We start from the raw sequence: 24,106 nt of genomic DNA, 5'->3' as shown, positions 1-24,106 counted from the left end.
CCTCGCCACGCTCGGCTACCCGCACTGGGAAGAGACGCAGAATCCGGCGTACCGGCTGTTCCTGCAGTGACAGGCGCGGCGGGGCAGACCCGCCGCTTTCTTTCACGGCACAATAATGCCTCTTTCATCGAATCCGTTCTATCTGTCATGAGCTCCATCGATCCGGCTGAAATAGAGAGCTGGCACGCCCACGTCTACTTCGACGCGGCCACACGCGACGCTGCGTGGACCTTGCGCACCGTCATCGAGGCGCGTTTCGGCGATGCGCTGCAAATGGGACGTTTCCACGAGCGCCCTGTGGGTCCGCATCCGATGTGGTCGTATCAGCTCGCCTTCTCGCGCGGGCGCTTCGCCGAAATCTTCGAGTGGCTCACGCTGAATCACGGCGAGCTCGACATCTTTGTCCATCCGAATACTGCCGATTCGCTGCGCGATCACCGCGATTGCGCCACATGGATCGGTCGTTCGCACCACCTCAATCTGGCCGCCTTCGGCGCTTGAACGGCGCCGTCCGAAGCCGTGCGCGACCGAGCCGTCGCCCCGGCTTTCATCTGACGATTTCGCGTGAGATGGTCGCGGAATAAGGTGAAGATCAGGCCTTTTATCAGACATTAGTACGCCTGCCATTTATTAAAGTTTTAACGTTTGCGGCCGTTACTCAGTACGCGTGTGCAGAGCGCATGCGAAACGGAAGCGAACGCGGCAGGACCTGGCTGTCCGCGTCACCAGCACGAGGCACCAGGACAGAAGGCATCACGGCATGCAGGTCTCCCGCGTCAGGCTAGAGGTCATTTCCCTTTTTGCAGCCGCGCTGCTCGCAGCATGCGGTGGTGGTGGCGGCGGCTCATCCGGCAGCTCGGGCAATGCGGCGGCCGGCAACACGACCGGCAGCAGCACGACGGGCAGCAATAACAGCGCCCAGACATCCACGCCGACTCAACTGGGCGGGACGGTTACGCTGCTGCCCGCGGCGGCGACGCCCGCGACATTGCCGTCGGCCAGCGGCAATGCCGCCACCGACGGCATCGCTTATCTGAATGCCATGCGTCAGACGGTGGGGCTTCCCACGCTGCCCTCCGACGCCGGCCTGACGACCGCCTCGCTCGATCACGCTACCTACCTGGTCGAGAACGAGACTTACGGCCACGATGAGACGGTCGGCCAGCCCGGCTACACGGGCGCGACGCCGCAGGATCGCATCGACGCCGAGGGCAACTACCCGGCGTATGGCGAAGTGGTCGTGGCGGGCGAGCCCGCTGCGTTTGCCAACAGCGTCAGCCCGGTTCAAACGCTTTTCGACGCGCCGTACCACCGGATCGTCATGCTCGACGATTTTCAGTCGATGGGCGTGGCCTCGCTGACGAACGCCAGTTGGGAGGCGTTCAACATCGACTTCGGCAACGAAGCGAATGCGATGCCGCTGACGGCGCTCGCCACGTACCCCTATGCGGGCCAAAAGGGCGTGCCCACTAGCTGGTTTGCGAACGAATCGCCGAATCCGTTTGCCAATGCCCCGCAATACGAACTCACCACGGTGGGCTACCCCGTGACGATTCAGAGCGGCTTCGCGGGCACGTTGACTGCCGTGAACTTCACGATCACGGACGCGAGCGGCAACAACGTACCTTGTCTCCCTCAGACGCCCGAGACCGATCCGGCTGAGCTTTCGAACGGCGCGCTATGCGTGCCGTACCAGACGCTTGCGGCCAATGCGACCTACACCGTTCGCGTGACGGGCGTGCTGTCGAACGGCACGCAAAACAACACGATCGACGTTCAATGGTCGTTCACGACGGGCACCGCGACGGTCGCGAACGAGGCGCTGCCAGGCGCACCGGCGAACCGGCCGCTGCCGCTCTTCTGATTCGGCGGCCGCGATGGCGGCCGTGAAGGACGAAAAAACTGTCTCGAGCGCGAGACAGTTTTTGTTCAATGTGGGTTGCACGCGCCGCAACCGTGAGGAAGTGAGGGCCGATGCGAAATGATTTTTTTGCATCGGCTAGCGGCCGCCTCGTCAATATTCGCTGCGCTATACTGCGTAACAGTCGCAGGAAAACGTTTGCGTTGGCTTGTCGGCGACGGCAAATCGCTCCTTGTGTTCTCGCCGTCTCTGGAAAACCTGTCGCAAGAAGTGTCTTGCGAGGCCGCACGTCGAAGCTGCACCGCGCGACGTCTGGCCAGCAGCCGGGCATGTCGCGTCGTCGCCTCGGTCGCCTTCGAGAAGCCAACCTGCCGCCACTTCACGGACTCGCCGCCCATGCCGACCGTCGTCGATGCGCTACTCGAACAACATCTTTCTCCCCAGTGGCGCGGTCTGCTGCATGCGCTTGCGGCGGAGTTCGAGTCACAGCTCGATCTCAACGAGTTGCGCCAACTGATGTTTCGCGTCGGCGAACGTTTCGCGGCCGATCATCCGCTGCCCGCCTGCGAATCCACCGAAGAACTCGCGGCCGCTTTCAATGCGCACTGGACCTCGATCCAGTGGGGCTGCGTCGAGCTTGCCGACGAAGGCGATTACCTGCGTATCACTCATTACGGCGCACCGCTGCCCGCGTTCGGCGGCGAAGCGCTGGCCTGGACGCCCGCATTCCTGCAGGGCGCCTATCAGTCCTGGCTCGATGCAATGGGCGCGGCTCAACTGCATGTCGTGCAGGCCGCTCAGCCCGAGGACGGCTATGCCGTCGAGTTTCATCTGGTGCGCACTACGGCCTGAAAACCGCGTCGACGCCGTCGTTCGACCGGCAGTTTGCAATCGATTTTCCTGAATCATTCGACCATGAGTCCCTCACGCGACATCAAAGCCCTCTTCGACCGCTTCGGGGGCGACCCGGACAGCTACCGGGAGATCCGCATGGAAAGCGAGGCGCACGAAGCGCGCGGCCGTTGGCCGTTGCTCGAAATGATCGACCCGCGCAAGGTCGAACTGAGCGCGGCGGATACGGCGCGCGGCGACGCGCTGGCCGAGCCGGAGACGGAGCAGACGGCGCCCGGATTGTACGAAGGAGTCCGGAACAGCCCGGCGCCCGCGGCGGCAGGTACGGATAGCGGTCCGATGGCGCGTGACCGTTCCCAGGCCGCGCTGCGGCGTTCGGCGCCGCTCTTCACACGTTCTCCCCGCCGCGACATTCCGCCCGTCATCGAAAAGCCGGCGCCGCGGGCGCCCGAGAGCGGCGCGTTCCGGTTTTCGCCGCAGCCCGCCGCCGAGGAAGTTGTCGATGAAGCCGCACAAACGGGGCCCGCAAGCGCGGCAACCGGACTGCCGAGTCCCGCATCGCGCATCGCCCCACGCCGTATGCTTCCCGCGCCGCCGGCAATGAATGCTCCTTTGGAACCGCGCGCGGCGATGCAGGCCTTCGCCTCTGCCACGCCGTCTTCGTCGTCGCCGCTGAGGAAGCTCTTCGGTACGGCGGCGCCGTCGGCGCAAGGCGCAGCGTCGGCGCAAGACATCGATGCCGGCGACCGCCTGGACCGGCTGTTCGACAGACTGCGCGGCGGCGGTGCTCAGGGTGCGCGCATGCAGGGAAGCGGCGTTGAACCGAAGGCCGCGGCAGCGCCGCGCCATCCCGGGTTTCTCAAGGGAGCGAGCAGGCCATGAAAGTGGTCAGCGTGGTTTCGGCCAAGGGCGGCGTGGGCAAGACGACACTCGCCGCCAATCTTGCCTCCGTGCTTGCCGCAGCCGGCCGGCGCGTGGTGGCGGTCGATTTCGATCCGCAGAATTCACTGCGGCTTTATTTCGGTGTGCCGCTCGACAGCGTGGACGGCCTGTCACGCGCCGCGCTCGCGGGGGTGCCGTGGCAACGCGCGATGGTGGACGGCGCCGACGGCGTGACGGTCCTTGCGTTCGGCGCGCTTATCGAAGAGGAGCAGCATCTCTTCGAACGCCACCTGGACGAAAACCCGCTCTGGCTTGCGCGTGGCCTCGCCGCGCTGCGCCTGAACGCCTCGGACATCGTGATCGTCGATACGCCGCCGGGTTCGTCCGCCTATACGCGCGCCGCGCTTTCGGCGGCGCATTTCGCCGTCAACGTCGTGTTGGCCGACGCCGCTTCGTATGCGGCAATCCCGCAGATGCAGCGCATGATCGACACCTACGCGGCGCCGCGCCCGGAGTTTATCGGCGAGGGCTACGTGGTGAATCAGGTCGACCAGTCGCGCCAGCTCAACAAGGATGTGTTGCGCGTGCTGCGCGACATGCTGGGCGACCACATGTTTCCAGGCTCCATCCACGCCGACGAGGGCGTGAGCGAATCGCTCGCCTGCAACACCTCGGTGGTTCGCTACGATCCGCTTTGCCAGGCGGCCACCGATCTGCGGGCTTGTGGCGCGTGGCTGCTTGCGGCGCTGGATGCGCCGGCAGCCCCGGCGCTGTCGCGAAGGAGCGTCGCATGAGCACCGTCCAGACCGATTCCGTCGCCGCTTCGTCAGGGTCGGCGCCGGCGCGCGCTTCGCGTCTTGAACGCTTTGCCGATGCCCGTATCTGGAGCAGCAAGCCGTTCGCCGTCGTGCTCACGCTGCTTTCGCTCTGCTCGCTCTTCTTCGTGTTCACGGTACCGCTGCCGAATACGGAGCAACTGGTGTTCGCCACCTGCTGCTTCGTCTGTGCGCTGTTCTTTCGCCGCCTGGAGGGGCATTACGCGACGCTCGTGATGATCATGCTGTCGGTGGTCGCCTCGGGCCGCTACATGTTCTGGCGTCTCACGGAGACCACTTACTGGACCCGCCCGCTCGACGCGGCCTGGGGGCTGCTGCTCGTTTCGGCGGAGGTCTATGCCACGCTCGTGCTGATGCTCGGCTACTTCCAGACGTCGTGGCCGCTGCGGCGCAAGCCGGTGCCGCTACCCGCCTCGCGCGCGGACTGGCCGACCGTGGATGTGTTCATTCCCACCTACAACGAGCCGCTTTCCGTCGTGAAGCCGACGATCTATGCGGCGCTCGCGCTCGACTATCCGGCCGACAAGCTCTCGATCCACGTGCTCGACGATGGCCGCCGCCCCGACTTCAAGGCGTTCTGCGAAGAGGTGGGCGTCAACTGGACGATCCGCACGCACAATCGCCACGCGAAGGCCGGCAACATCAACGAAGCGCTGAAGATCACGCACGGCGAGTATTTCGCGATCTTCGATTGCGACCACATTCCCACGCGCTCCTTTCTGCAGATCTGTCTCGGCTGGTTTCTGCGCGACCCGAAGCTCTCGATGCTGCAGACGCCGCACCACTTCTTTTCGCCGGACCCGTTCGAGCGCAATCTCGGCACGTTCCGCAAGGTGCCCAACGAAGGCGAGCTGTTCTACGGTCTCGTTCAGGACGGTAACGACCTCTGGAATGCCACGTTCTTCTGCGGCTCGTGCGCGCTGTTGCGCCGCTCGATGGTGGCGGAGATCGGCGGCATTGCGGTGGAAACCGTGACCGAAGACGCGCATACGGCGCTCAAGCTGCACCGCCTCGGCTACACCACGGCCTATCTTGCGATCCCGCAGGCGGCGGGGCTTGCCACCGAAAGCCTCTCGGGGCATATCGGCCAGCGCATCCGCTGGGCGCGCGGCATGACGCAGATCTTCCGCATCGACAATCCGCTGGGAGGCAAGGGTCTCTCGATCGGCCAGCGCCTGTGCTACCTGAACGCGATGATGCACTTCTTCTACGGTGTTCCGCGTCTCGTGTTCCTGACGGCGCCGCTCTCGTTCCTGTTCTTCGGCGCCCATGTGATCCAGGCGTCGGCGGCGGCCATCGCGCTCTACGCGCTGCCGCACATGTTCCATGCGAACGTCACGAACTCGCGCATGCAGAGTTCGTTTCGCCACTCGTTCTGGGCCGAAGTCTACGAGTCGGTGCTCGCGTCGTACATCACGGCGCCCACGCTGCTCGCGCTCATCAATCCGAAGCTCGGCAAGTTCAACGTCACGGCCAAGGGCGGCACGATTTCCGACACCTACTTCGACTGGTCGATCTCGCGCCCGTACCTGATCCTGCTGATGCTGAACCTGCTCGGCTTCGTGTGCGGCCTCGTGCATATCTATCACTATGCGCACCTGCGCAGCGAGGTTCAGACCACCCTCCTCAATCTCGCGTGGACAAGCTACAACATGCTGATACTCGGCGCGAGCGTGGCCGCCGCCAACGAGCAGAAGCAGATCCGCTCCGTGCCGCGCGTGGCGATGAAGATGCCCGTGATGCTGCGATTCGGCACCGGCCGCACGCTGGCGTGCGAGACGCTCGATTACTCCGAGGGCGGCGTGGGTGTGGAGCTGCCGCAGGCCATTCAGATACCGCTGCACGAAAACGTGACGGTCTCGCTCTTTCGCGGCGACGAGGAATATGCCTTCGCGGCGACCGTGAGCTTTTCCGCACCGGGCCGCGCGGGGCTGCAGTTCGTCGAGATGACGAAGGATCAGGAGTTCGACTTCGTGAAGACGACGTTCTCGCGCGCCGACGCCTGGACGGGCTGGGCCGAGGGCCGGCAACCCGACGCGCCGCTGCGCGCGCTCTCGCATGTGTTGCGCGTGGGCGTGGGCGGCATCGGCGCGCTTTTCGAACATCTTTATGGCGACTTTCGCGCGTGGACGAAACGCGGCGGCAAAGCGGCCGGACAAAAAGACAGCTAGAGGATATGGAGAAAAGAACCGGGGCGTTACGCCCGCGCAGCGACTCGGGTGAGAGAGAGCATGCAGGCGTGGCGAGGCGCCTGGGACGGCCGGGCACGGTGCGTCTCGCGCGCTGCTTTGCGTCCTGTTTTGCAATGCTGCTCGTCGCGACGTCTTTTCTCTACGCGACCGATGCGATCGCGCAGAAGACGCCCGACGCCGCGGGCGTTCAGGCCGCGGCCACCTCGTCTGCGGGGGGCCGCGCCGCCGATGGCGCGATGGCAGTGGGCGCTGTCCCGCCGCCGGGACCTGCGGAAAAATTCGATGCCCAAGCCATCGCGCAGGCGCCGCTCGCGCTGACCGCGCCGCCGCTCTCGCCGGAACAGCAAAAGCTCCTCGGCATGCGCCCGCCGACCACCGCCAATCCCGGCACGCTCGTGCCCGGCGGCCGGCGCCAGACGCTGACCTTCGCCGACCTCGGCGCGCTCGATCCGCTGCAACTGCGCGGCACCGAAGGCCAGAATGGCGTGCCGTTCTCGGTCCGCAACGACGAGGTCGTGACGGGCGCGGTGCTGCATCTCGTCTACAGCTACTCGCCTGCGCTGCTGCCCGATCTCTCGCAACTGAAGGTGCTCGTAAACGGCGAAGTGGCGGCGACCCTGCCGGTGCCGCACGAACAGGCCGGCACGACGGTGGCGCGCGACATCTCGCTCGATCCGCGCTTCATCACCGAGTTCAACCACCTGAACATCCAGCTGATCGGCCATTACACGCGCGGCTGCGAAGACCCGTCCAATTCCGCGCTGTGGGCGACGGTGAGCAACGCGAGCTCGCTCGACCTGACCTACGCATCGCTGCCGACGAAGCCCGATCTTGCCGCGTTGCCGCAGCCGTTCTTCGATCGCCGCGACGTGCGCCGGCTCGAACTGCCGTTCGTGTTCGCCGACAAACCCGACGCCGGCATGCTCGCGGCCGCGGGCACGCTGGCTTCCTGGTTCGGCTCGCTCGCGGGTTATCGCGGCGCACGCTTTCCGGCGCAGGTGGGCAGCGTGCCGCTGTCGGGCAACGCCGTGGTGTTCGCGCTGTCCGATTCGCATCTGGACGGCGTGACGCTGCCTGGCGTTTCGGGCCCGACGATCGCGGTCGTGGAGCGCAGCGAACCCGCGCGCGGCGAACTGCTGCTCGTGCTGGGCCGCAACGGCGACGAGCTGCGCACGGCCGCGAGCGCGCTCGCGCTCGGCCAGAGCACGTTCTCCGGCACGAGCGTCACGGTGAGCCAGCTCACGACGCTCAAGCCGCGCGCACCCTACGACGCGCCGAACTGGCTGCCGTCCAGCCGCCCGGTGCGCTTCGGCGAACTCGTCGACGAGAGCGCGCTCTCGGTAACCGGCTACGACGCGGGCGCGATCTCGCTGAACCTGCACGTGCCGCCCGACCTCTTCATGTGGAACACCCAGGGCGCGCCGCTCGACCTGCGCTACCGCTACTCGGTGCGCCCGCACCCGGACCGCTCGTCGCTCAACGTCAGCGTGAACAATAACTTTGTGGCGGCGCTGCAGATTCCCGCCGTGACGCCGTCGCGGTTCAGCCTGAGCAGCCTGCTCGCGCGCTTTGGCGCGGACACGTCGAGCACGGGCGTCGCGCATCGCATTGTGCACGTACCGCCGCTCGTGCTCACGCCGCGCTCGCTGCTGCGCCTGCACTTCTTCTACGACATCCGGAACACCGGCGAATGCACGGGGCGCCTCATGCAGAACGTGGCGGGCTCGATCGACCCGGACTCGACGATCAACTTCTCGTCGTTCCCGCATTACATGGCGCTGCCCGACCTCGCCGCGTTCGCCAACAGCGGTTTCCCGTTCACGCGCATGGCCGACCTCTCCGAGACGGCTGTGATCTTCCCGAGCGCCCCGACGCCGAGCGACTACAGTCTTTATCTGCTCGCAATGGGCCGCATGGGCGAATCGACGGGATACCCCGTGACGGGCGTGACGATTGCGGGCCCGGGCGACGTCGATCATCTTGCCGACAAGGATCTGCTGATGCTCGGCGGACCCGGCCGGCAGCCGCTGTTGCGGACATGGGCGAAGTTCATGCCGTTTTCGAGCGACGGCGATACGAGCACGTTCACGCTCTCCGATTTCGCGTTCAAGCTCGAAGACTGGTGGCACGGTCCGCATGGCGTGGAGCGCGCGCCCGCGCGCGCCGATCTCTCGCTCGTGGAAACCGGCGGCAATGCGCTGATCGCCGGTTTCGAATCGCCGCTGCGCGCGGGCCGCAGCGCGGTCGCGCTGATCAGCGCGCCGGGCGAGTCGGAAGAGGAGATCACGTCGGCGCTGCTCGACGCCGATGTGCTGCCGTCGATCCAGGGCGCCATGGACGTGATCCACGGCCGTTCGGTCACCGTCACGTCGAACGGCGAGGCGTACTACGTCGGCTCGCTTTCGCCCATCGAATATCTGCGCTGGGTGCTCTCGTCGCATCCGTTCCTCCTCGTGCTCTCCGGCGTGTTCGCGGCTATCGTGATCGCGGCGCTTTTCTACCGTTTCCTGCGTGCCGTCGCGTCGCGCCGCCTGAAGGATTGAAGGATTGAGATGGCCCCCACGCCCGCTTTGCTCGCTGCCCACCGAGCGCGCCGATTTCGCCACGCTTGCCGGCTCATCTGTGGCTTGGCACTCGCTGCCGTGACGACGTTCGCTCATGCCGCCGCGGCCGCTTGCGGCGACTGGACCTCTTACCGCGCGTTCGTTGCGCGCTTCGTGCAACCGGACGGACGCGTGATCGACTACGCAACGGCCGTGCAGCAAACGACCTCGGAGGGCCAGTCGTACGCCATGTTCTTCGCCCTCGTGGCGAACGATCGCGCCACCTTCGACCGCCTGCTCGCCTGGACGCGCCAAAACCTCGCGGGCGGCCAGTTCGACGCGAACGACGTCCGGCTGCCGGCCTGGCAGTGGGGCAAGCGCCCGGACGGCTCGTGGGGCGTGCTCGACCCGAACCCGGCCTCCGACGCCGACCTCTGGATCGCTTACGACCTGCTGCAGGCGGGGCGCCTGTGGAATGCGCCCGACTACACGGCGCTCGGCACGGCGCTCGCGGCGCAGATCGCGAAGAGCGAAGTGACCGACCTCGCGGGGCTTGGGCCGATGCTGCTGCCGGGGCCGCAGGGCTTCGTCAATGGCGGCGTGACGCGCCTGAATCCGAGCTATCTGCCGCTGCCGTTGCTGCGCGGCCTCGCGCACGACCTGCACGGCGGCCCGTGGACGGCGCTCGCACAAAGTACGCTGAAGATGGTGACAAGCACGGCGCCGCGCGGCTTCGCGCCCGACTGGGTCGCCTGGCACGAAGGCCAGTTCGTCGTCGATCCGAAGACGGGCGACGTCGGCAGCTACGACGCTATTCGCGTCTATCTCTGGGCCGGCCTCGCGGCCCCGTCCGACCCGCTTGCGAAACCTTGGCTCGACGCGGTGCGCGGCATGGACGAGCGCGTCGCGCAAACCGGCGTGCCGCCCGAGAAAGTCGCGGCGACGAGCGGGACCGGAACCGGCGAAGGGCCGCTCAGCTACTGGGGGGCACTTGCACCTTATTTCGCGGTGCTCGGGGACACGAAGAGCCTCGCGCTCGCGCGCACGCATCTCGCCGCGCTCGATGGCGGTACGCCGGGCCGCGAGCCTGTTTACTACGACCGCGTGCTCGGCCTGTTCGGCACGGGCGCGATCGATGGCCGCTACCGCTTCGACGCGAACGGGCAGTTGATCCCGTCGTGGAGGGGCGCATGCGAGTGAAGACGCGAGACCGCCGAACCGGTGCTTCCATGTTGCGACGCTCGTCGTCTGTTGCCGCGCTTGGAATGGCGCTCGCGCTCGCGGGTTGCCTCGCGCTGACGCCGGTAGCGCATGCCGCGATGCCGGACCCGTTGCAGGCGCTGATCGCACAAGGCAAGTACTGGCAGGCGCATGGCCGCGGCGACCTTGCAGAGCAGGCCTGGCAGAAAGTGCTGCGCATCGATCCGAAGCAGCCGGACGCGCTGTTCGGCATGGGCATGGTCATGGCCGACCGCAAGGACGGCGGCGGCGCGGAACAGTACCTCGAAAAGCTGCGCGAGGCGGCGCCCGACTATCCGGGCATCGACGAGCTGGGACGGCGCCTCGGCCAGACCAGCCCGCGCGACCAGACCGTGAACGACGCGCGGCGCCTCGCGCAGATGGGCAAGAGCGCCTCGGCGGTCGAGCAGTACCGCAACGCGCTGGGCGGCAAGCCCGCGACGCCTGAACTGCGGCTCGAGTACTACCAGGCGCTCTCGGCCACGCCGAGCGGCTGGGACGAGGCGCGCAAGGGCCTGGAAGAACTCGCGCGCGAGAACCCCGACGATCCGCGCTACGCGCTCGCCTACGCGCAGCACCTCACGTATCGCGACGCCACGCGCCGCGACGGTATCGCGCGGCTCGAACAGCTCGCGGGCGACAGCAAGGTCGGCCAGGAGGCGCGCGCAAGCTGGCGCCAGGCATTGCTGTGGCTGGCGGCGCGGCCTTCCGACCAGCCGCTCTACGACGCCTACCTGAAGCTCGTGCCCGACGATCCGGCCGTGAAGGCGCGCTACGAGAGCATGGTGAAGCAGGATCAGGCGGGCCGCCTGCAGGCAGAAGAAAATGCGGCGAACGACGCGCGCGGCCGCACGATCGGCCAGGGCTTCGCCGCGCTCGACCGCGACGATCTCGTCACGGCGCGTGCGCGCTTCGCTGCTGTGCTCGCATCGTCGCCGAACGACAGCGATGCGCTGGGCGGCATGGGCATCGTCGAACTGAAGCAGGAGCATTTCGAAGCGGCGCGCAACGACCTCGAACGCGCGTCGCGCGCGGGGAATCCGGCGCGCTGGCGCGAGGCGCTCACGAGCGCGACCTACTGGACTTATACGAGCGAGGCGATCGGCGCGCAGAGCAACGGCGACTTCGCGAAGGCGAAATCGCTGTACGAGCGCGCCATCGAGCTCAATCCTTCCGATGTCACGGCCCAGGTGATGCTGGGCGAGGCGCTGCTCGCCAATCGCGATCCCCAGGGCGCGGAGCAAGCCTTCCGCATGGCGCTGCGCCGCCAGGCCGACAATCCGGATGCGATTCGCGGCCTCGTGGGCGCGCTCGCCGCACAGGGCCGCGGCGACGAGGCCTTGCAGTTCGCCACCCAGCTCACCGCCGAGCAGCAGGCGAAGGCGGGCGGCCTCGACCGCCTGCGCGGCACGGCGGAAGCGGCCCAGGCGCGCGAAGCCGAAGCGCGGGGCGACCTGGGCACCGCGCGCAGTCTGTTCGAAGACGCACTCGTGAGCAATCCTGACGATCCATGGCTGCGGCTCGATCTGGCGCGCATCTACGTGCGCCAGGGCGCCGTGGGCACGGCGCGCAGCATGATGGACGGCTTGCTCGCAACCCACCCCGACATGGTGGATGCACTCTATGCGAGCGCGCTGCTCTCCGAGCAGACCAGGGACTGGTCGAACGGGCTGCGCCTGCTGGACCGCATTCCCGTCGCACAGCGCAACGAGGCCATGACCGAACTGCAGCATCGCCTGTGGGTCGGCCAGCAGGTCGATCTTGCCACGCAGATGGCGAAGCGCGGCCAGACCCAGCAGGCGCAGGCCATCCTGCGCAACGCTGAGCCTGTCGCGCTCGCCACGCCGTCGCTCGTCGGCGAGCTGGCGGGCGGCTACGTGGCCGCGGGCGATCCGGGGCGCGCGCTCTGGCTCGTACAGGGCGCAATGTCGACGGCGCCCGGCGATCCCGGCCTGCAGTTGCAATACGCGGGCATTCTGCTCGCGAGTCATCAGGACGCACTTCTCGGCGACGTGATGCGGCGTCTCGCGACGATGCCGCTCACGCCCGGGCAGCGGACCGACTTCGACAACCTGAATCTCACCATCGTCGTGCGTCAGGCCGACAAGGTGCGCACCGGCGGCGATCTGGCAAGCGCCTATGCGGTGATCGCGCCGTGGCTGGCGGCTATGCCCGACAACCCCGACCTGCAGGCCGCGCTCGCGCGGATGTATTCGTCGGCGGGAGAGCCCACGAACGCGCTGAAGTGCTACCAGGTCGCGCTTGGCCGCCGTCCCGACGACCTCGGCCTGCAAACCGCGGCGATCTACGCGGCCACGGCCGCGAAGGACTGGCGCATGGCCGGGCAGACCGCGACGACGGCGCTCGCAGCCGCCCCCGACGACCCGGATCTGCTCGCGGCCGTTGGCCGAATGTATCGCGCCGAGGGCAAGCTGTCGCTGGCGGCGCAATACCTGAAACGCTCGCTCGTGGCGAGCACGACACCGCCGGGTGCGCGCATCGCGACGTCCGCGTCGAACGTGCCGCGCGGCTGGGAGGCGCTCAGCCGGCCCATTGGCGCCAATCCGCTGCCGGGCACCAATCCGTTCGAAGGCAAGACGGCGATCGACACCGCCGGGGCCTCGTCGGCCACCGACGCGGGCTCGACAGCGCCGCTGCCGGCGGCGCCCGCCTGGTCCACTCTTTCGTCACCCGTCACGACCGTGCCTACTCCGCCCCCGCCGGCGCAAAGCGCGCCGTTTGTTGCACCTTATGTTGCGCCCGCCGGGGCCAACTCGGGATACCAGCCGTTGCCCGCGACGACTGCGCAGGCGAACGCGCCGGCTGCCGCCGCAGTCGACGGCTACGGACCCGATACCTACGGCTCCAGTGCCTCGGGCGCGCCCGTTCCCGCGCAGCCCCTGCAACCGTATGCGCAGTACGCGCCGAACGTACCGAACGCGCAGCCTTATTCGCAGCCTGCACCTGCCGCACCGTATCCGCCGCAACAGGAGCCCTATGCGGCGACGCCGTGGCCGATGTCGCCCGCCGCGCAGCAGGCCCAAAGTGCCTACGCTTCCGTACCGCCGCTGCCGCAAGAAGCCCCTGCGATAAAGCGCACCACAACTCAGGCACGCAAGTCGTCCAAAGCCAGCCGCGAAACGAACGCGCAGCGGCCACAGCCACCGCAGTGGCCACAACAGCAGCAATACGCGCCCGCATATGGCCAGCCGCAACCTTATGCGCAAGGCTACGGTCAGCCGTACCCGCAGCAGCCTTATCCGCCGCAGGGCTATGCGCAGCAGCCGTATCCGCAAGGCTATCCCCAGCAAGGCTACGCGCCACCGCCGTATCTGCAGCAGCCCTATGTGCAGCCGTACGCGCCGCAGCCCTACGTGCCCCAGCCGCCTTACCCGAATCCGGCGACTCAGGCACAACAGGGTTATGCCGCGCAGCAGTACATCCCGCAACCGCCGGCAGGCTACGCCCAACCGTATGCGGCGCCTGCGGCCGGCGCCGCTGAGGCCGCACCCACGCAGCAGCAGGTGGCGAACTCGCAGACGCTCGGCGTGGCGGAGGAGCTTGCGCAGGTCAATCGCGAAGAGGCGAGCACGATCACGGGCGGCCCGGTGTTCCGCAACCGTGCAGGCGAGGACGGCCTGACGAACCTCACCGACATCGAGGCGCCGATTCAAGGCAGCATCAGAGCTGGCAACGGCCATGTCGTCGTCACGGCCACGCCGGTCACGCTCGACGCGGGCACGGCGTCCAGCAGCCTCTCGACGGCCGCGCGATTCGGCTCGGGTCTCTCGGGCCCGGGGCCCTATGGCAACTTCGGTTCGCAGACGGCAAGCGGCGTAGGGCTTTCGGTCGGCTACCAGACAAGTTCTCTGAAGGCCGATATCGGTGCGACACCGCTTGGCTTCCGCTACGAGAACGTGCTGGGTGACGTCGAGTACGATGGCGGCATTACCGACAAGGTCTCCTACTCGCTCGCGGTCACGCGGCAGGCCGTGACCGATAGCCTGATCTCGTACGCGGGCGCGCGCGATGACCAGGCGGGGCTCGAATGGGGCGGTGTCGTGAAATCGGGCACGCGTGCGGCGCTCAGTTGGGACGATGGCACGAGCGGTCTCTACGTGAACGGCCAGTTCCAGTACTACGACGGCCATCATGTGGAAGACAACTACGAAGGCAAGGCTGGCGGCGGCGCGTACACGCGTCTCTACCAGGATGCCGACCAGAGTCTCATGGTCGGCCTGAACGCCACGTGGATGAGGTTCAGCCAGAACCAGTCGTATGTCACATACGGGCAGGGTGGCTATTTCAGCCCGCAGCAGTATGTGATCCTGAATCTGCCGCTGGAATATGCCGGTCGCACGGGCGCCTTCACGTATGACCTGAAGGGCTCCATCGGCGTGCAGCACTACCGCGAAAACGCCGTGGCGTACTTCCCGCTCGACCCGACCATGGAGAACAACGCGGCGTCCACCATGAACGCAGACAACTCGGCGTCAAATCCGCTCGATGCGAACGCCGTCTACCCGGGGCAAAGCAAGACGGGCGTTGCCTATTCGCTGTTCGCCAACGGCGAATACCGGCTCGCGCCGCAGCTCACGGTGGGCGCGCTGGCTTCGTTTGGCAACGCGTACGAGTACCGCGAGTGGATTGCCGCCGTGTATTTGCGCTACAGCTTCACGCCGCAGTCGGGCCAGCAGCCGTTCCCACCGAAGCCCTTCATGTCGCCGTATCTGACCAATACGGATTAATGCGCGGATGCGGCCTACTCGAGCCGCTCCAGTGCTTCGGCGCGGATCATCTGCGCGAGATTCGAGGGGCGTCCACGCGTGCTGCTCACGGGATGGTAGATGCTGTCGCCGCGCGAGATGGGCTTGCCGGTCAGCGCGCACACGCCGCGCGAGCGGGCCGCGCGCTGCACCCAGCGCTGCTCGCGATAGTTGCCGCCCGTCGAATCGCGCCACGAAATCGACACGGCTTTCTCGCCGATGCGCTCCACGAAGGTCACTACGGCATTGCGCCCATAATCCGAAACCGCGCGCGCACTTCTCGGTGCCGGCGCTTCGACCAGTGCCTCCTCGTCATGCGCGGGCTCATAGACCTCGCCGTGGTCGGCGAGCTGGCCGAGCCGCGAGATGGTGGCTGTCCACGGATCGCCCACTTCCCGATCCCCGGCCCCGACACCACACGCCTGCGGACATAGCGGATACGCGGGCGCCGCTTGCCTGGATGATGTCGTTCGTAACTGGCTCACGTCGAATCCCTCCGGTGCTTGTGCGATCTCGCCGGTATCGTATCTGCCATGTCTGGCAGGATAAATCCCGATTCCCCAAATACACAGTTTGGGCTCGCCAAACAATGGCAATCCTGTCAGGTTCGAGGGACGCGGCGCGTTCGCCCGGGCCGCTGCGGATGCTTTGTCATCCACGCGGTTCGGGCTCGGGGGGGGGGAAGGCAGATTCGGACTTCTGATCAATGGCGCGTTTTGGGCAAGCGCTCACCAGCGCCCGGGCAGCCACGCAAGCTGGGCCTCGATCGCCTCGCCAGGCGCGAGCACCGTGCCGCCCACATCCAGCCGTTCCGCGCGCAGATTGAGCCAGTCGGTGGTGTTGCTGACCGGCTCGGCGCAGAAATAAGGCAGTCCCGCCGGCGTGAACAGCACGAAATAGTCGAGCGGCGCGCCCGCGCGCAGCGTGAGGCGCCGGCCCGCGTGCGGCCAATCGATCACCGCCTCGTGGCGCCAGCCGGAAAAGTTGTTGTCGAGATCGAAAGCGTCGATGGGGAGGCCGGCCTGCAGGGCATCGACGGCCGGATGCGCGTTCAGCGAAACCGGCAGCACTTCGGTGTCGATCTCCCACATCGCGCGCACGCGCGCGGCGATCCGCGTGCCCGGCGGCCGCGGATAGTACGGGTGGTGGCCGAACCCGAACGGCATCGGCCGCGCCGCCAGATTGCGCGCCCAGAGGCGCACGCTGAGCCCTGCCTCGTCGAGCACGATATGCTGGCGCGCCTCGTAGCGGAACGGCCAGCCCGCGTGAGCGTCGTGCCGGGCGTGGGGCTCGTGCACGAAATGGAGCGTGACACTGGCCGTTTTGCGTGCTTCCACGCGCCAGGGCCGGCGCCACGCATGGCCGTGCAGAGCGTGGCGCAGCGCACCGGTGCCGCTCGGCAGATCGATCATTTCGCCTTCGAAGCGGAAGCGGCCGTCGCGGATGCGGTTGCAGTACGGCATCAGCGGGAAGCTGGCCATGCCGAGCGGATCCTGCGCATCGAGCGCCGCGCGGGTGGCCGGACGCAGCCAGTGGAACGTGTCGCCGCCGCCCGCTTCGTAGAACGCGGCGATCGAGCCGCCCACGTGGGGCGCGACGAGCGCACGCGTTGCGCCGCAAGCCAGCGTGACAAGCCGGCCGTCGTCGAGCGCGGCGGCATCGAAAGGCGGATCCTGCGGCAAGGGAGGCTCGATAGGCGCATCGCCGGTGTGGGCGGTACGGCGCGAGCCGGGCGGCTGGGCAGTCAAATGATCGCTCTCCGGGTGGTTCACGAACGCATAAAATTATTACTAATAATCGTTAATATACTCGTGAAACGCAATGAGTGGCGATTGTAAAAAATGGCGACATACTCCAATTGATGGGCCAAATTATTAGTGCTACGCTGCGACCCATTACCCGCGCGCGCCCGAAGGCCGCTCCGCTTGCCGCGAGGCCGCGCAGCCTATCCTGCTTCCGATGAAAAAATCGACCCAGCGCCGTCCGACCATGACCGACATCGCGAAAGCCGCGGGCGTGTCGCAATCGACGGTTTCGCTTGTTCTCAACGGCGCGGTTGGCGCCAAGCTCTCCGAGGCGACGCGCCGCAAGGTGCTGGAGGTCGCGCAGTCGCTCGGCTACCAGTTGCCGATCCGCGCCGCGCAGCCCGCGCCCGCGGGCGACCGCAACCTCATCATCTATATCGCCGACGAAGTTTCCACGAGCCCGCACCCGGTCGTGAGCATCGACGGCGCGCGCGACGCCGCCTGGAACAACGGCTGCGTGCTGGCGGTGTTCTCGACGCACGGCAATGCGCAGATGGAGCAGCGCGTGCTGCAGACGCTCGCCATGCCCAACGTGCTCGGCGTGATCTACGCGACGGTGTACACGCGCAAGGTGACGGTGCCGCCCGCCCTGCTGAAGGTGCCGGCCGTGCTGCTCAACTGCTATTCGTCTGATCACGTGCTGTCCGCGGTCGTGCCGGCCGAGGTGACGGGCGGCCACACGGCCACGGAGTACCTGATCCAGGCGGGCCACCGGCGCATCGGCTTCATCAACGGCGAGACCTGGCAGGACGCCGCGAAGGACCGCCTGAAGGGCTATCGTCAGGCGCTCGCCACCGCCGACCTGCTCTACGACGAACAACTCGTGCGCGACGGCGACTGGAGCCCCGGCAAGGGCTTCGAGCTCACGCTCTCGCTCATGCGCGAGCCCAATCCGCCCACGGCGATCTTCTGCGCGAACGACCTGATGGCGACCGGCGCGATCGAGGCGCTCAAGCAGCTCGGCTTGCGCGTGCCCGAAGACGTGTCGGTGATGGGCTACGACGACCAGGAAATCGCGCGTCACACCCATCCGGCACTCACCACGGTCGTGCTGCCGAACTACGAACTGGGCCGCTGGGCGGTCGAAACGCTGCTGCAGGAGGAGCAAAACCGCAGCGCCGGCGCGCCCGTGCGGCGGCGCGCCGTGAAGCTCGACGGCCCGCTCATCGAGCGGGCTTCGGTCTGCGCGCCCAACCCCGCCTCCCCCGTGAATACCCTCATTAATATCGTCGATAATTAACTGGTAATATTAGTTGGAGAAGTGGCCGTAATAATCCGGCGCAGCGCGTCGGATCCAGCAAGAGAACGAGAACAAGTGACCGGCCGGAGCGAGGTCTGCAACCCGCGCCGCCAAGGACTATTCACGGAGACGGAGACAGCCATGCGTCATCAACGTATTCAGTCAGCCCTTATCGCCGCAGGGTTCTGCATCGCGGCGGCCAGCACCGGTAGCGCGTGGGCCCAGTCGGGCAGCGACGCGCAGAAGGTGCAATCGAATTCCTCTGAAACCTGTACGAACCCGAAGCCGGGCAGCATGAAGCTGAGCGACATGGTGGTCGGCTTCTCGCAGTCCGAAAACGAGCAGAACCCGTTCCGCGCGACTGAAACGGCTTCGGTGCGTGCGGCGGCGAAGGCGGCCGGCGTCAAGCGTCTCCTCTACACGAATGCCAATGCGAACCAGGCCAAGCAGGTGGCCGACATCGAAAGCATGATCAACCAGGGCGCGCAGGCGCTGATCATCGCGCCGAACGATTCCACCGGCCTGCAACCCGCCTTCGCCCAGGCGCGCGCCAAGGGCATTCCGGTCGTGACGATCGACCGCCTGACGGCCGGCACGTTCTGCGACGACTACATCACCTTCCTCGGCTCCGACTTCTACAAGCAGGGCGAGCGCGCGGCCAAGGCACTTGCCGATGCGACGGGCGGCAAGGCGGTCATTGCGGAAATCCAGGGCGGCTACGGCAACACGGTCGAAAGCCAGCGCACCGACGGCTTTGCCGCGGGCCTGAAGGCGTATCCGGACATGAAGATCGTTGCCGCGCAAACGGGCAACTGGTCCACGACCGAAGCGCAGAAGGTGATGGAGCAGATGCTGCTCGCGCATCCTGACATCAACGCGCTCTACACCCATGCCGACACCATGACCCTGGGCGCGATCACGGCGCTGCGCCAGGCCGGCAAGCTCAAGGACGTGAAGATCGTTTCGATCGACGGGACGAAGGACATCGTCACGGACATCTCGCAAGGTGTCGTGGCTGCCGACGTCGAGACGAATCCGCGCTTCGGCCCGCTCGCGTTCAAGTCGCTCGAGGCCTGGTTCGCAGGCCAGCCGGTGCCGCAAAAGCAGATCATGGACGACGCGCTCTTCGACAAGACCAACGCACAGCCTTCGCTGGCGGCGGGCAAGGTCTACTGAGCCGCGCGCGAACCATGACGACAGGCGCCGCCGCAAACCCCGCCCAGACCGACGCCGCCGTGCTCGAAACACGCGGCGTTTCGAAGACCTTCGGCGTGGTGCGCGCGTTGCGCGACGTGTCGCTCACGTTGCGCGCAGGGGAGGTGCATGGGCTTGTCGGCGAGAACGGCGCGGGCAAGTCCACCCTCATCAAGATCCTCACGGGCTTTTATCAGCCCGATGCGGGCGGGCTGATGCTCGACGGCGCCGCGGTGGCTTTCGACAGCCCGCGCGGCGCGCAGCAGTCGGGTGTATGCGCGGTGTATCAGGAAATCAACCTGATTCCCGAGCGCAGCGTGGCCGACAATATTTTTCTGTGCCACGAGCCGAAAAGATTCGGCATCCTGACCGACAGGAAGCGGATGCTCGAACGTGCGGCGGAGATCGTGCAGCGCTACCGCCTGGCCGTCGATCCGGCGGCTCGGCTCGGTTCGCTGGGTCTCGGCGCGCAGCAGATGGTAGCGATTGCGCGCGGCGTTTCGTTGGGTGCGCGCGTGCTGATTCTCGATGAGCCCACGTCTGCACTGAGCGGCGCCGAAGTCGACGTGTTGTTCGAAGTCGTCGACCAGTTGCGCGCCGAGGGTATTGCGTTGCTGTTCGTGAGCCATCGGCTTTCCGAATGCTACCGGCTGTGCGATCGCTTCACGGTTATGCGCGACGGCGCCGTGGTGCGTACCGGCACGCCCGAGGAGTTGCCGCGTAGCGCCCTGATTGCCGCGATGCTCGGGCGCGAGAGCGCGGGCGAGCACGCGTGGTCGGAACGCGAAGGGCGTGTCGATGCCGGCGCCGACGTGACGCCGGCACTCGATGTCGCGCATCTGCAATGGGGCAATCGCGTGCGCGACGTCTCGCTGCGCGTGGCGCCCCGCGAGATTGTGGGGCTGGCGGGCCTGCTCGGTTCCGGGCGCACCGAAACGTTCAAGACGATCTTCGGCGCGCAGAAAGCGGACGCGGGCGAGGTCGATATCGACGGGCAGCCGCTCGGTCACGCCACGCCGGCTCGCTCGATCGCGCGCGGCCTCGCGTTCCTGTCCGAAGACCGCCGCGCCGAAGGCATCTTCCCGCGCCTTTCCGTGCGCGAGAACATCGTCGCGAGCCTGCTGCCGCGCATCTCGCGATTCGGCTTCATCTCGCGCGCAAAAGAAGCACAGCTCGTGCGCGAATCGATTGCGCGGCTTGGCATCAAGACAGCCGGCCCCGGCGCGCCCATCTCCACGCTTTCGGGCGGCAACCAGCAGAAGGCGCTGATCGCGCGTTGCCTTTCTACGCGTCCCACCGTGCTGCTGCTCGACGACCCGACACGTGGCATCGATGTCGGCGCGAAGGAGGAGGTCCATCGCGTCGTCCAGCAACTGGCCGAGGAGGGGCTGGCGGTGGTGGTGACATCGTCGGAGATGGAAGAGCTGCTTGCGCTGACCGACCGTCTCGTGGTGCTCAACGAAGGGGCGACCCAGGGCGGCATGCCGACGAAGGGCGCGCATCCCGACGACGTGCTCGCCGTGCTCGCGGGACCGGGCACGGACGGCACGCCATGAACGCGGCACGCCCGGACGAGGCACAATCGACGACAACGGCACCGATGGCGACCAACCTTGAATCGAACGAGGAACGCTTGAGCCCCTCGAATTTTCCCGCACCGCGCGCACCTTCGGGTGCCTCGGACACGTCGCGCTCGTTTGCGTGGCGCACGGTACTGCGCGAGCACAGCGTCTATGTTGCGCTGGCGGCGCTCGTGGCGTTCAACCTGGTGGTCACGCCGGGATTCTCGAATCCGTTTGCGGCACGCAGCCTGCTCTTCGAGGCAGCGCCTATCGTGCTGATCGCACTCGGCCAAAATCTGGCGATTGCGACACGTGGCATCGACCTCTCGGTCGGGTCCGTGATGGCGCTTTCCAGCGCGGCGATTGCGGTGTTCCTGCCCTATGGCGTGGGCACGGCGATGATCGCGGCGGTGGGCATGGGGGCGTTGGTCGGGCTCTGCAACGGGATGCTCGTCGCGCTGCTCGCCATCGATCCGCTCATTTCCGGTCTCGCGCTGCTCGTTGCCGCGCGCGGCCTCGCGCAGGCGCTTCTGGGCGGCTCGCGCGTGAATCTGCCCGATGCCGGCGCGTTCGACCTGCTCGGCGCCGGCTCGTTCGGCCCGATTCCCATCGTCATGCTCATTGCGCTCGCATTCGCCGTGATCGTGGCGTTCGTGGTGCGGCGCACGACCTTCGGGCGCTACACGATACTCGTGGGCGCGAGCCGCAGCGCCGCTTTCCTCGCTGGCATTCCGGTGCGGCGCACGCTGTTCCTTGTCTATGCGGCGAGCGGCACGCTCGCGGGACTCGCGGGCCTTTTCGCATCGGCGCGGCTGGGCGCAGCCGATCCCAACTATGTTGGCGTGAACTTCGAACTCGACGCCATTGCTGCCTCGGTGATCGGCGGTACGCCGCTCTCCGGCGGCCGTATCTCGATCGTCGGCGCCGTGTTCGGCGTGCTGCTGCTGCAGGTGCTCGACGCGAGCTTCATCATGAACAACATCAGCTTCACGTACGCGCAGATTCTGAAGGCGGTGTTTATCGTGGTGGCGCTGTACCTGCAACGCTCGGGAGCCTGAGGCCATGCCCTTCGCCAATGCCGCCACGACGCCCGCCGACGCACACGGCTCCCGCCGCGCCCAGCTCATCGCGCTCGTGCAGTCGCGTGGCGCGATCGGGATGCTCGTCGTGGTCGCGCTGATTGCGGGCATGGTGTTTCCGGATTTCCTGAAACCCGCCAATCTCGCCGATATCGTTTCGAACAGCGCTTTCCTCGGGCTGGTTGCCGTGGGCCAGAGTATCGTGATCATTCTGGGCGGATTCGATCTCTCGGTCGGCTCGATGGTCGGGCTCGGCACCGTGCTGGCCGCCTATGCCGCGCCGTATGGCTGGGGGGCGGCCATGTTGGCTCCCGTGGCGGCCGGCTTTGTGGTGGGACTCGTGAACGGCGTGCTGATCGCTCGGGCGCGCATGGCGCCGTTCATCGTCACGCTGGCGGCGTTGCTTGGGCTCAAAGGCTTCGCGCTCGTGCTCGCGAGTCAGGACCTGCTGATTGCGAATCCGGGGTTCCTCACGCACATCGCCAACGGCTCGATCTTCGGTGTGAACAATCTGATCTGGGTAATCGTGGTGATCTACGGCCTCGGCGGGTTGCTCCTCAATCACACGCGCTTCGGCGCGGCGATCTTCGCGATTGGCGGCAACGAGGAGGCGGCGCGCATGCTCGGCGTGCGTGTCGAACGCGTGAAGATCCTGGCTTATGGATTGAGCGGCGCGCTTGCGGGACTGTCGGGTGCGCTGCTGGCCTCGCATCTGGATTCGGGTCTTTCGGGCGCCGGCACGGGCTATGAGTTGCAGTCGATTGCGGCGGCGGTGATAGGCGGTGTGCTGCTGACGGGCGGCGTCGGGACCATGGCCGGACCGCTCGCCGGCGTGTTGCTGCTCGGCGTGATCGATAACGTCATCAATCAGGTGGGCACGCTGAGCCCGTATTACCAGAACCTCGCGAGCGGAGCATTCCTGCTCGCGGCGGTGATCGTCCAGACGGTGCTGACCGGGCGTCGTCACGGCGCCGCGCGCGCAAGCGGTTCGGGTAGTGGCCGCGTTGCGCGCAAGACGGCGAGTTCCTGACAGCGACCAGCCGGCGCGTTGATGGTGTCGGCCGTCTTCCTCTCCTGCATGACTTTCCTCACTCTTGCGAGACGGACAGCCTGACGCGCGTCGGGCCCTCCGTCTGCGCGGTGATTTCGGTCCGGCTGCCGCGAGCGCCGATATAGAAGTGCTGGCGGCTCGGCGAGTTCAGGTCGTGCGTCGCGTCGGGCAGGCATGCGGCAATGTCGGCGCCGACGCCCTCGAGCGGATTGCCACCGCTGTCGACGCCGGTATTGCGAGTGCTCCATTCACATTGATATGTGCCGCGAGTCGTCGAGCAGCGGGCGTCGTCGCCATAGGGCTGTGCGACCGAGCGTCCATCGTTTGGGTCGAGCGACGCGAAGTGTTGCGGTGCCGCGGCGACGATGCGCTTGAGCGCGGCACAAGGGCTCGCGCTGTCGTCGGCGTGCGCGACGGATTGAGCGCACAGGGCAGTGGCGAAGCAGAGCGAGGCGCCGACGGAAATCTTCAGGATGATCGGATGCATGGCGTGTTGCTGCGTTGACGCAGCGTCTCCCGGCTGATGCGACGCTGTTGGAGCCGCAAGCGTCGTGCCGGGAACGGTCGTTGCGTGACTTCTCTTCTCGCTTCCTTTCCCTATAGGTAGCGAAAGGAGAGCACGACATGGAACGCCGAACGATACGGGCGGAGGCTGTGGCCGCCGCTGCGCTGCTGATTGGACTGACCTTCACACTGACTGGCCATGCCGCGACCGAGGAGGAGCAGGATCGAGCGTGTCGTGGCGACGCATTTCACTTCTGCGCGAGCGAAATACCCAACAAAGAAAAGATTGAGGCGTGCATGAAGCAGCACTACGACGAGCTGTCGCCGCCATGCAAGGCGATGTTCGGGAAGAAGCCGAGGAAGCCGTGACCAACCGATGCCCACTAGCCCTGTTCGCAGGTTCTCAAGATATTTTCAAAAAGGGGCTTGACGGACCTTCGACCGTTCTCCATAATCTCGTTTCTCTGCTGCAGACGCAGCGACGCAGGAAGAAGCCGGCA

General features: G+C 66.7%; 18 protein-coding genes. 15 read left to right on the top strand and 3 right to left on the bottom strand.

Going from position 1 to position 24,106, the window contains the following annotated elements; genetic code table 11:
• Nucleotides 1-147 precede the first annotated feature (147 nt).
• The 9 genes from V8683_RS29125 to V8683_RS29085 all read left to right on the top strand — a co-directional run bounded on the left by V8683_RS29125 (nucleotide 148) and on the right by V8683_RS29085 (nucleotide 15,153).
• Nucleotides 148-501: a DOPA 4,5-dioxygenase family protein gene (locus V8683_RS29125; RefSeq protein ID WP_411193489.1), complete on the top strand. Its 354-nt coding sequence runs from the start codon at nucleotides 148-150 to the stop codon at nucleotides 499-501.
• A gap of 259 nt (nucleotides 502-760) precedes the next feature.
• Complete coding sequence (locus tag V8683_RS29120; protein WP_411193490.1) at nucleotides 761-1,864, top strand: CAP domain-containing protein; 1,104 nt, start codon at nucleotides 761-763, stop codon at nucleotides 1,862-1,864.
• Nucleotides 1,865-2,257: 393 nt separating this feature from the next.
• Nucleotides 2,258-2,713: a cellulose biosynthesis protein BcsD gene (gene bcsD, locus V8683_RS29115; protein ID WP_411193491.1), complete on the top strand. Its 456-nt coding sequence runs from the start codon at nucleotides 2,258-2,260 to the stop codon at nucleotides 2,711-2,713.
• A gap of 63 nt (nucleotides 2,714-2,776) precedes the next feature.
• Complete coding sequence (bcsP, locus tag V8683_RS29110; RefSeq protein WP_411193492.1) at nucleotides 2,777-3,595, top strand: cellulose biosynthesis protein BcsP; 819 nt, start codon at nucleotides 2,777-2,779, stop codon at nucleotides 3,593-3,595.
• Nucleotides 3,592-4,389: a cellulose biosynthesis protein BcsQ gene (gene bcsQ / locus V8683_RS29105; protein WP_411193493.1), complete on the top strand. Its 798-nt coding sequence runs from the start codon at nucleotides 3,592-3,594 to the stop codon at nucleotides 4,387-4,389. Before bcsP ends, bcsQ begins: the two co-directional genes overlap by 4 nt.
• Nucleotides 4,386-6,602 (top strand): UDP-forming cellulose synthase catalytic subunit, encoded by a 2,217-nt coding sequence (gene bcsA / locus V8683_RS29100; RefSeq protein ID WP_411193494.1) that lies wholly within the window; start codon nucleotides 4,386-4,388, stop codon nucleotides 6,600-6,602. The genes bcsQ and bcsA overlap by 4 nt, the downstream gene beginning before the upstream one ends.
• A 5-nt stretch (nucleotides 6,603-6,607) precedes the next feature.
• Nucleotides 6,608-9,166 (top strand): cellulose biosynthesis cyclic di-GMP-binding regulatory protein BcsB, encoded by a 2,559-nt coding sequence (gene bcsB / locus V8683_RS29095; protein WP_462848335.1) that lies wholly within the window; start codon nucleotides 6,608-6,610, stop codon nucleotides 9,164-9,166.
• Between the two features lie 9 nt (nucleotides 9,167-9,175).
• Nucleotides 9,176-10,366: a cellulose synthase complex periplasmic endoglucanase BcsZ gene (bcsZ, locus tag V8683_RS29090; RefSeq protein WP_411192568.1), complete on the top strand. Its 1,191-nt coding sequence runs from the start codon at nucleotides 9,176-9,178 to the stop codon at nucleotides 10,364-10,366.
• Nucleotides 10,367-10,395: 29 nt separating this feature from the next.
• On the top strand, nucleotides 10,396-15,153 hold the full coding sequence (locus tag V8683_RS29085; RefSeq protein ID WP_411192570.1) for a cellulose synthase subunit BcsC-related outer membrane protein: 4,758 nt from the start codon (nucleotides 10,396-10,398) through the stop codon (nucleotides 15,151-15,153).
• A gap of 14 nt (nucleotides 15,154-15,167) precedes the next feature.
• Here the strand turns inward: V8683_RS29085 and V8683_RS29080 are convergent, their stop codons facing one another.
• The gene (locus V8683_RS29080) at nucleotides 15,168-15,563 is read right to left on the bottom strand and encodes a DUF3331 domain-containing protein (RefSeq protein WP_411192571.1); all 396 of its coding nucleotides are present in this window, start codon (nucleotides 15,561-15,563) and stop codon (nucleotides 15,168-15,170) included.
• 336 nt (nucleotides 15,564-15,899) lie between these two features.
• Nucleotides 15,900-16,865, bottom strand: a complete 966-nt coding sequence (locus V8683_RS29075) for an aldose 1-epimerase (RefSeq protein WP_411193496.1) — start codon at nucleotides 16,863-16,865, stop codon at nucleotides 15,900-15,902.
• Between the two features lie 265 nt (nucleotides 16,866-17,130).
• Here V8683_RS29075 and V8683_RS29070 point away from each other — a divergent pair, with 265 nt between their 5' ends.
• The 5 genes from V8683_RS29070 (at nucleotide 17,131) to V8683_RS29050 (ending at nucleotide 23,081) form a co-directional block, all read left to right on the top strand.
• Nucleotides 17,131-18,216, top strand: a complete 1,086-nt coding sequence (locus V8683_RS29070) for a LacI family DNA-binding transcriptional regulator (protein WP_411192572.1) — start codon at nucleotides 17,131-17,133, stop codon at nucleotides 18,214-18,216.
• A gap of 141 nt (nucleotides 18,217-18,357) precedes the next feature.
• Complete coding sequence (locus V8683_RS29065) at nucleotides 18,358-19,392, top strand: ABC transporter substrate-binding protein (protein ID WP_411192573.1); 1,035 nt, start codon at nucleotides 18,358-18,360, stop codon at nucleotides 19,390-19,392.
• A gap of 14 nt (nucleotides 19,393-19,406) precedes the next feature.
• A complete protein-coding gene (locus tag V8683_RS29060) occupies nucleotides 19,407-20,966 on the top strand; it encodes a sugar ABC transporter ATP-binding protein (protein ID WP_411192574.1) in 1,560 nt (519 codons plus the stop codon).
• 44 nt (nucleotides 20,967-21,010) lie between these two features.
• Nucleotides 21,011-22,030 (top strand): ABC transporter permease, encoded by a 1,020-nt coding sequence (locus V8683_RS29055; RefSeq protein ID WP_411192575.1) that lies wholly within the window; start codon nucleotides 21,011-21,013, stop codon nucleotides 22,028-22,030.
• Between the two features lie 4 nt (nucleotides 22,031-22,034).
• Entirely contained in the window at nucleotides 22,035-23,081 is a 1,047-nt protein-coding gene (locus tag V8683_RS29050; RefSeq protein ID WP_411192576.1) for an ABC transporter permease, read from the top strand.
• A 58-nt stretch (nucleotides 23,082-23,139) separates the two neighbouring features.
• On the opposite strand, the gene V8683_RS29045 is transcribed toward V8683_RS29050, so the two are convergent.
• Nucleotides 23,140-23,589 carry a hypothetical protein gene (locus V8683_RS29045; RefSeq protein WP_411192577.1) on the bottom strand — a complete coding sequence of 150 codons (450 nt, stop codon included), beginning with the start codon at nucleotides 23,587-23,589 and terminating at the stop codon, nucleotides 23,140-23,142.
• Between the two features lie 137 nt (nucleotides 23,590-23,726).
• Between V8683_RS29045 and V8683_RS29040 the strand changes: the two genes are divergently transcribed.
• The gene (locus tag V8683_RS29040; RefSeq protein WP_411192578.1) at nucleotides 23,727-23,975 is read left to right on the top strand and encodes a hypothetical protein; all 249 of its coding nucleotides are present in this window, start codon (nucleotides 23,727-23,729) and stop codon (nucleotides 23,973-23,975) included.
• The last annotated feature ends 131 nt before the right edge of the window (nucleotides 23,976-24,106 follow it).

The sequence above is a fragment of the Paraburkholderia sp. AV2 genome, assembly GCF_054968425.1.
Note: the sequence above shows the minus strand (reverse complement) of the source record. Positions and strands in the feature narration are given on the sequence as shown.

Excerpts from the sequence above, each read along its gene's own strand:
- bcsB (WP_462848335.1), top strand. The coding sequence starts at position 6,608 with ATGGAGAAAAGAACCGGGGCGTTACGCCCGCGCAGCGACTCGGGTGAG.
- V8683_RS29065 (WP_411192573.1), top strand. The coding sequence starts at position 18,358 with ATGCGTCATCAACGTATTCAGTCAGCCCTTATCGCCGCAGGGTTCTGC.
- V8683_RS29120 (WP_411193490.1), top strand. The coding sequence starts at position 761 with ATGCAGGTCTCCCGCGTCAGGCTAGAGGTCATTTCCCTTTTTGCAGCC.
- bcsZ (WP_411192568.1), top strand. The coding sequence starts at position 9,176 with ATGGCCCCCACGCCCGCTTTGCTCGCTGCCCACCGAGCGCGCCGATTT.
- V8683_RS29045 (WP_411192577.1), bottom strand. The coding sequence starts at position 23,589 with ATGCATCCGATCATCCTGAAGATTTCCGTCGGCGCCTCGCTCTGCTTC.
- bcsQ (WP_411193493.1), top strand. The coding sequence starts at position 3,592 with ATGAAAGTGGTCAGCGTGGTTTCGGCCAAGGGCGGCGTGGGCAAGACG.
- V8683_RS29060 (WP_411192574.1), top strand. The coding sequence starts at position 19,407 with ATGACGACAGGCGCCGCCGCAAACCCCGCCCAGACCGACGCCGCCGTG.
- bcsD (WP_411193491.1), top strand. The coding sequence starts at position 2,258 with ATGCCGACCGTCGTCGATGCGCTACTCGAACAACATCTTTCTCCCCAG.
- bcsP (WP_411193492.1), top strand. The coding sequence starts at position 2,777 with ATGAGTCCCTCACGCGACATCAAAGCCCTCTTCGACCGCTTCGGGGGC.
- bcsA (WP_411193494.1), top strand. The coding sequence starts at position 4,386 with ATGAGCACCGTCCAGACCGATTCCGTCGCCGCTTCGTCAGGGTCGGCG.
- V8683_RS29050 (WP_411192576.1), top strand. The coding sequence starts at position 22,035 with ATGCCCTTCGCCAATGCCGCCACGACGCCCGCCGACGCACACGGCTCC.
- V8683_RS29055 (WP_411192575.1), top strand. The coding sequence starts at position 21,011 with ATGGCGACCAACCTTGAATCGAACGAGGAACGCTTGAGCCCCTCGAAT.
- V8683_RS29070 (WP_411192572.1), top strand. The coding sequence starts at position 17,131 with ATGAAAAAATCGACCCAGCGCCGTCCGACCATGACCGACATCGCGAAA.
- V8683_RS29040 (WP_411192578.1), top strand. The coding sequence starts at position 23,727 with ATGGAACGCCGAACGATACGGGCGGAGGCTGTGGCCGCCGCTGCGCTG.
- V8683_RS29125 (WP_411193489.1), top strand. The coding sequence starts at position 148 with ATGAGCTCCATCGATCCGGCTGAAATAGAGAGCTGGCACGCCCACGTC.
- V8683_RS29085 (WP_411192570.1), top strand. The coding sequence starts at position 10,396 with ATGTTGCGACGCTCGTCGTCTGTTGCCGCGCTTGGAATGGCGCTCGCG.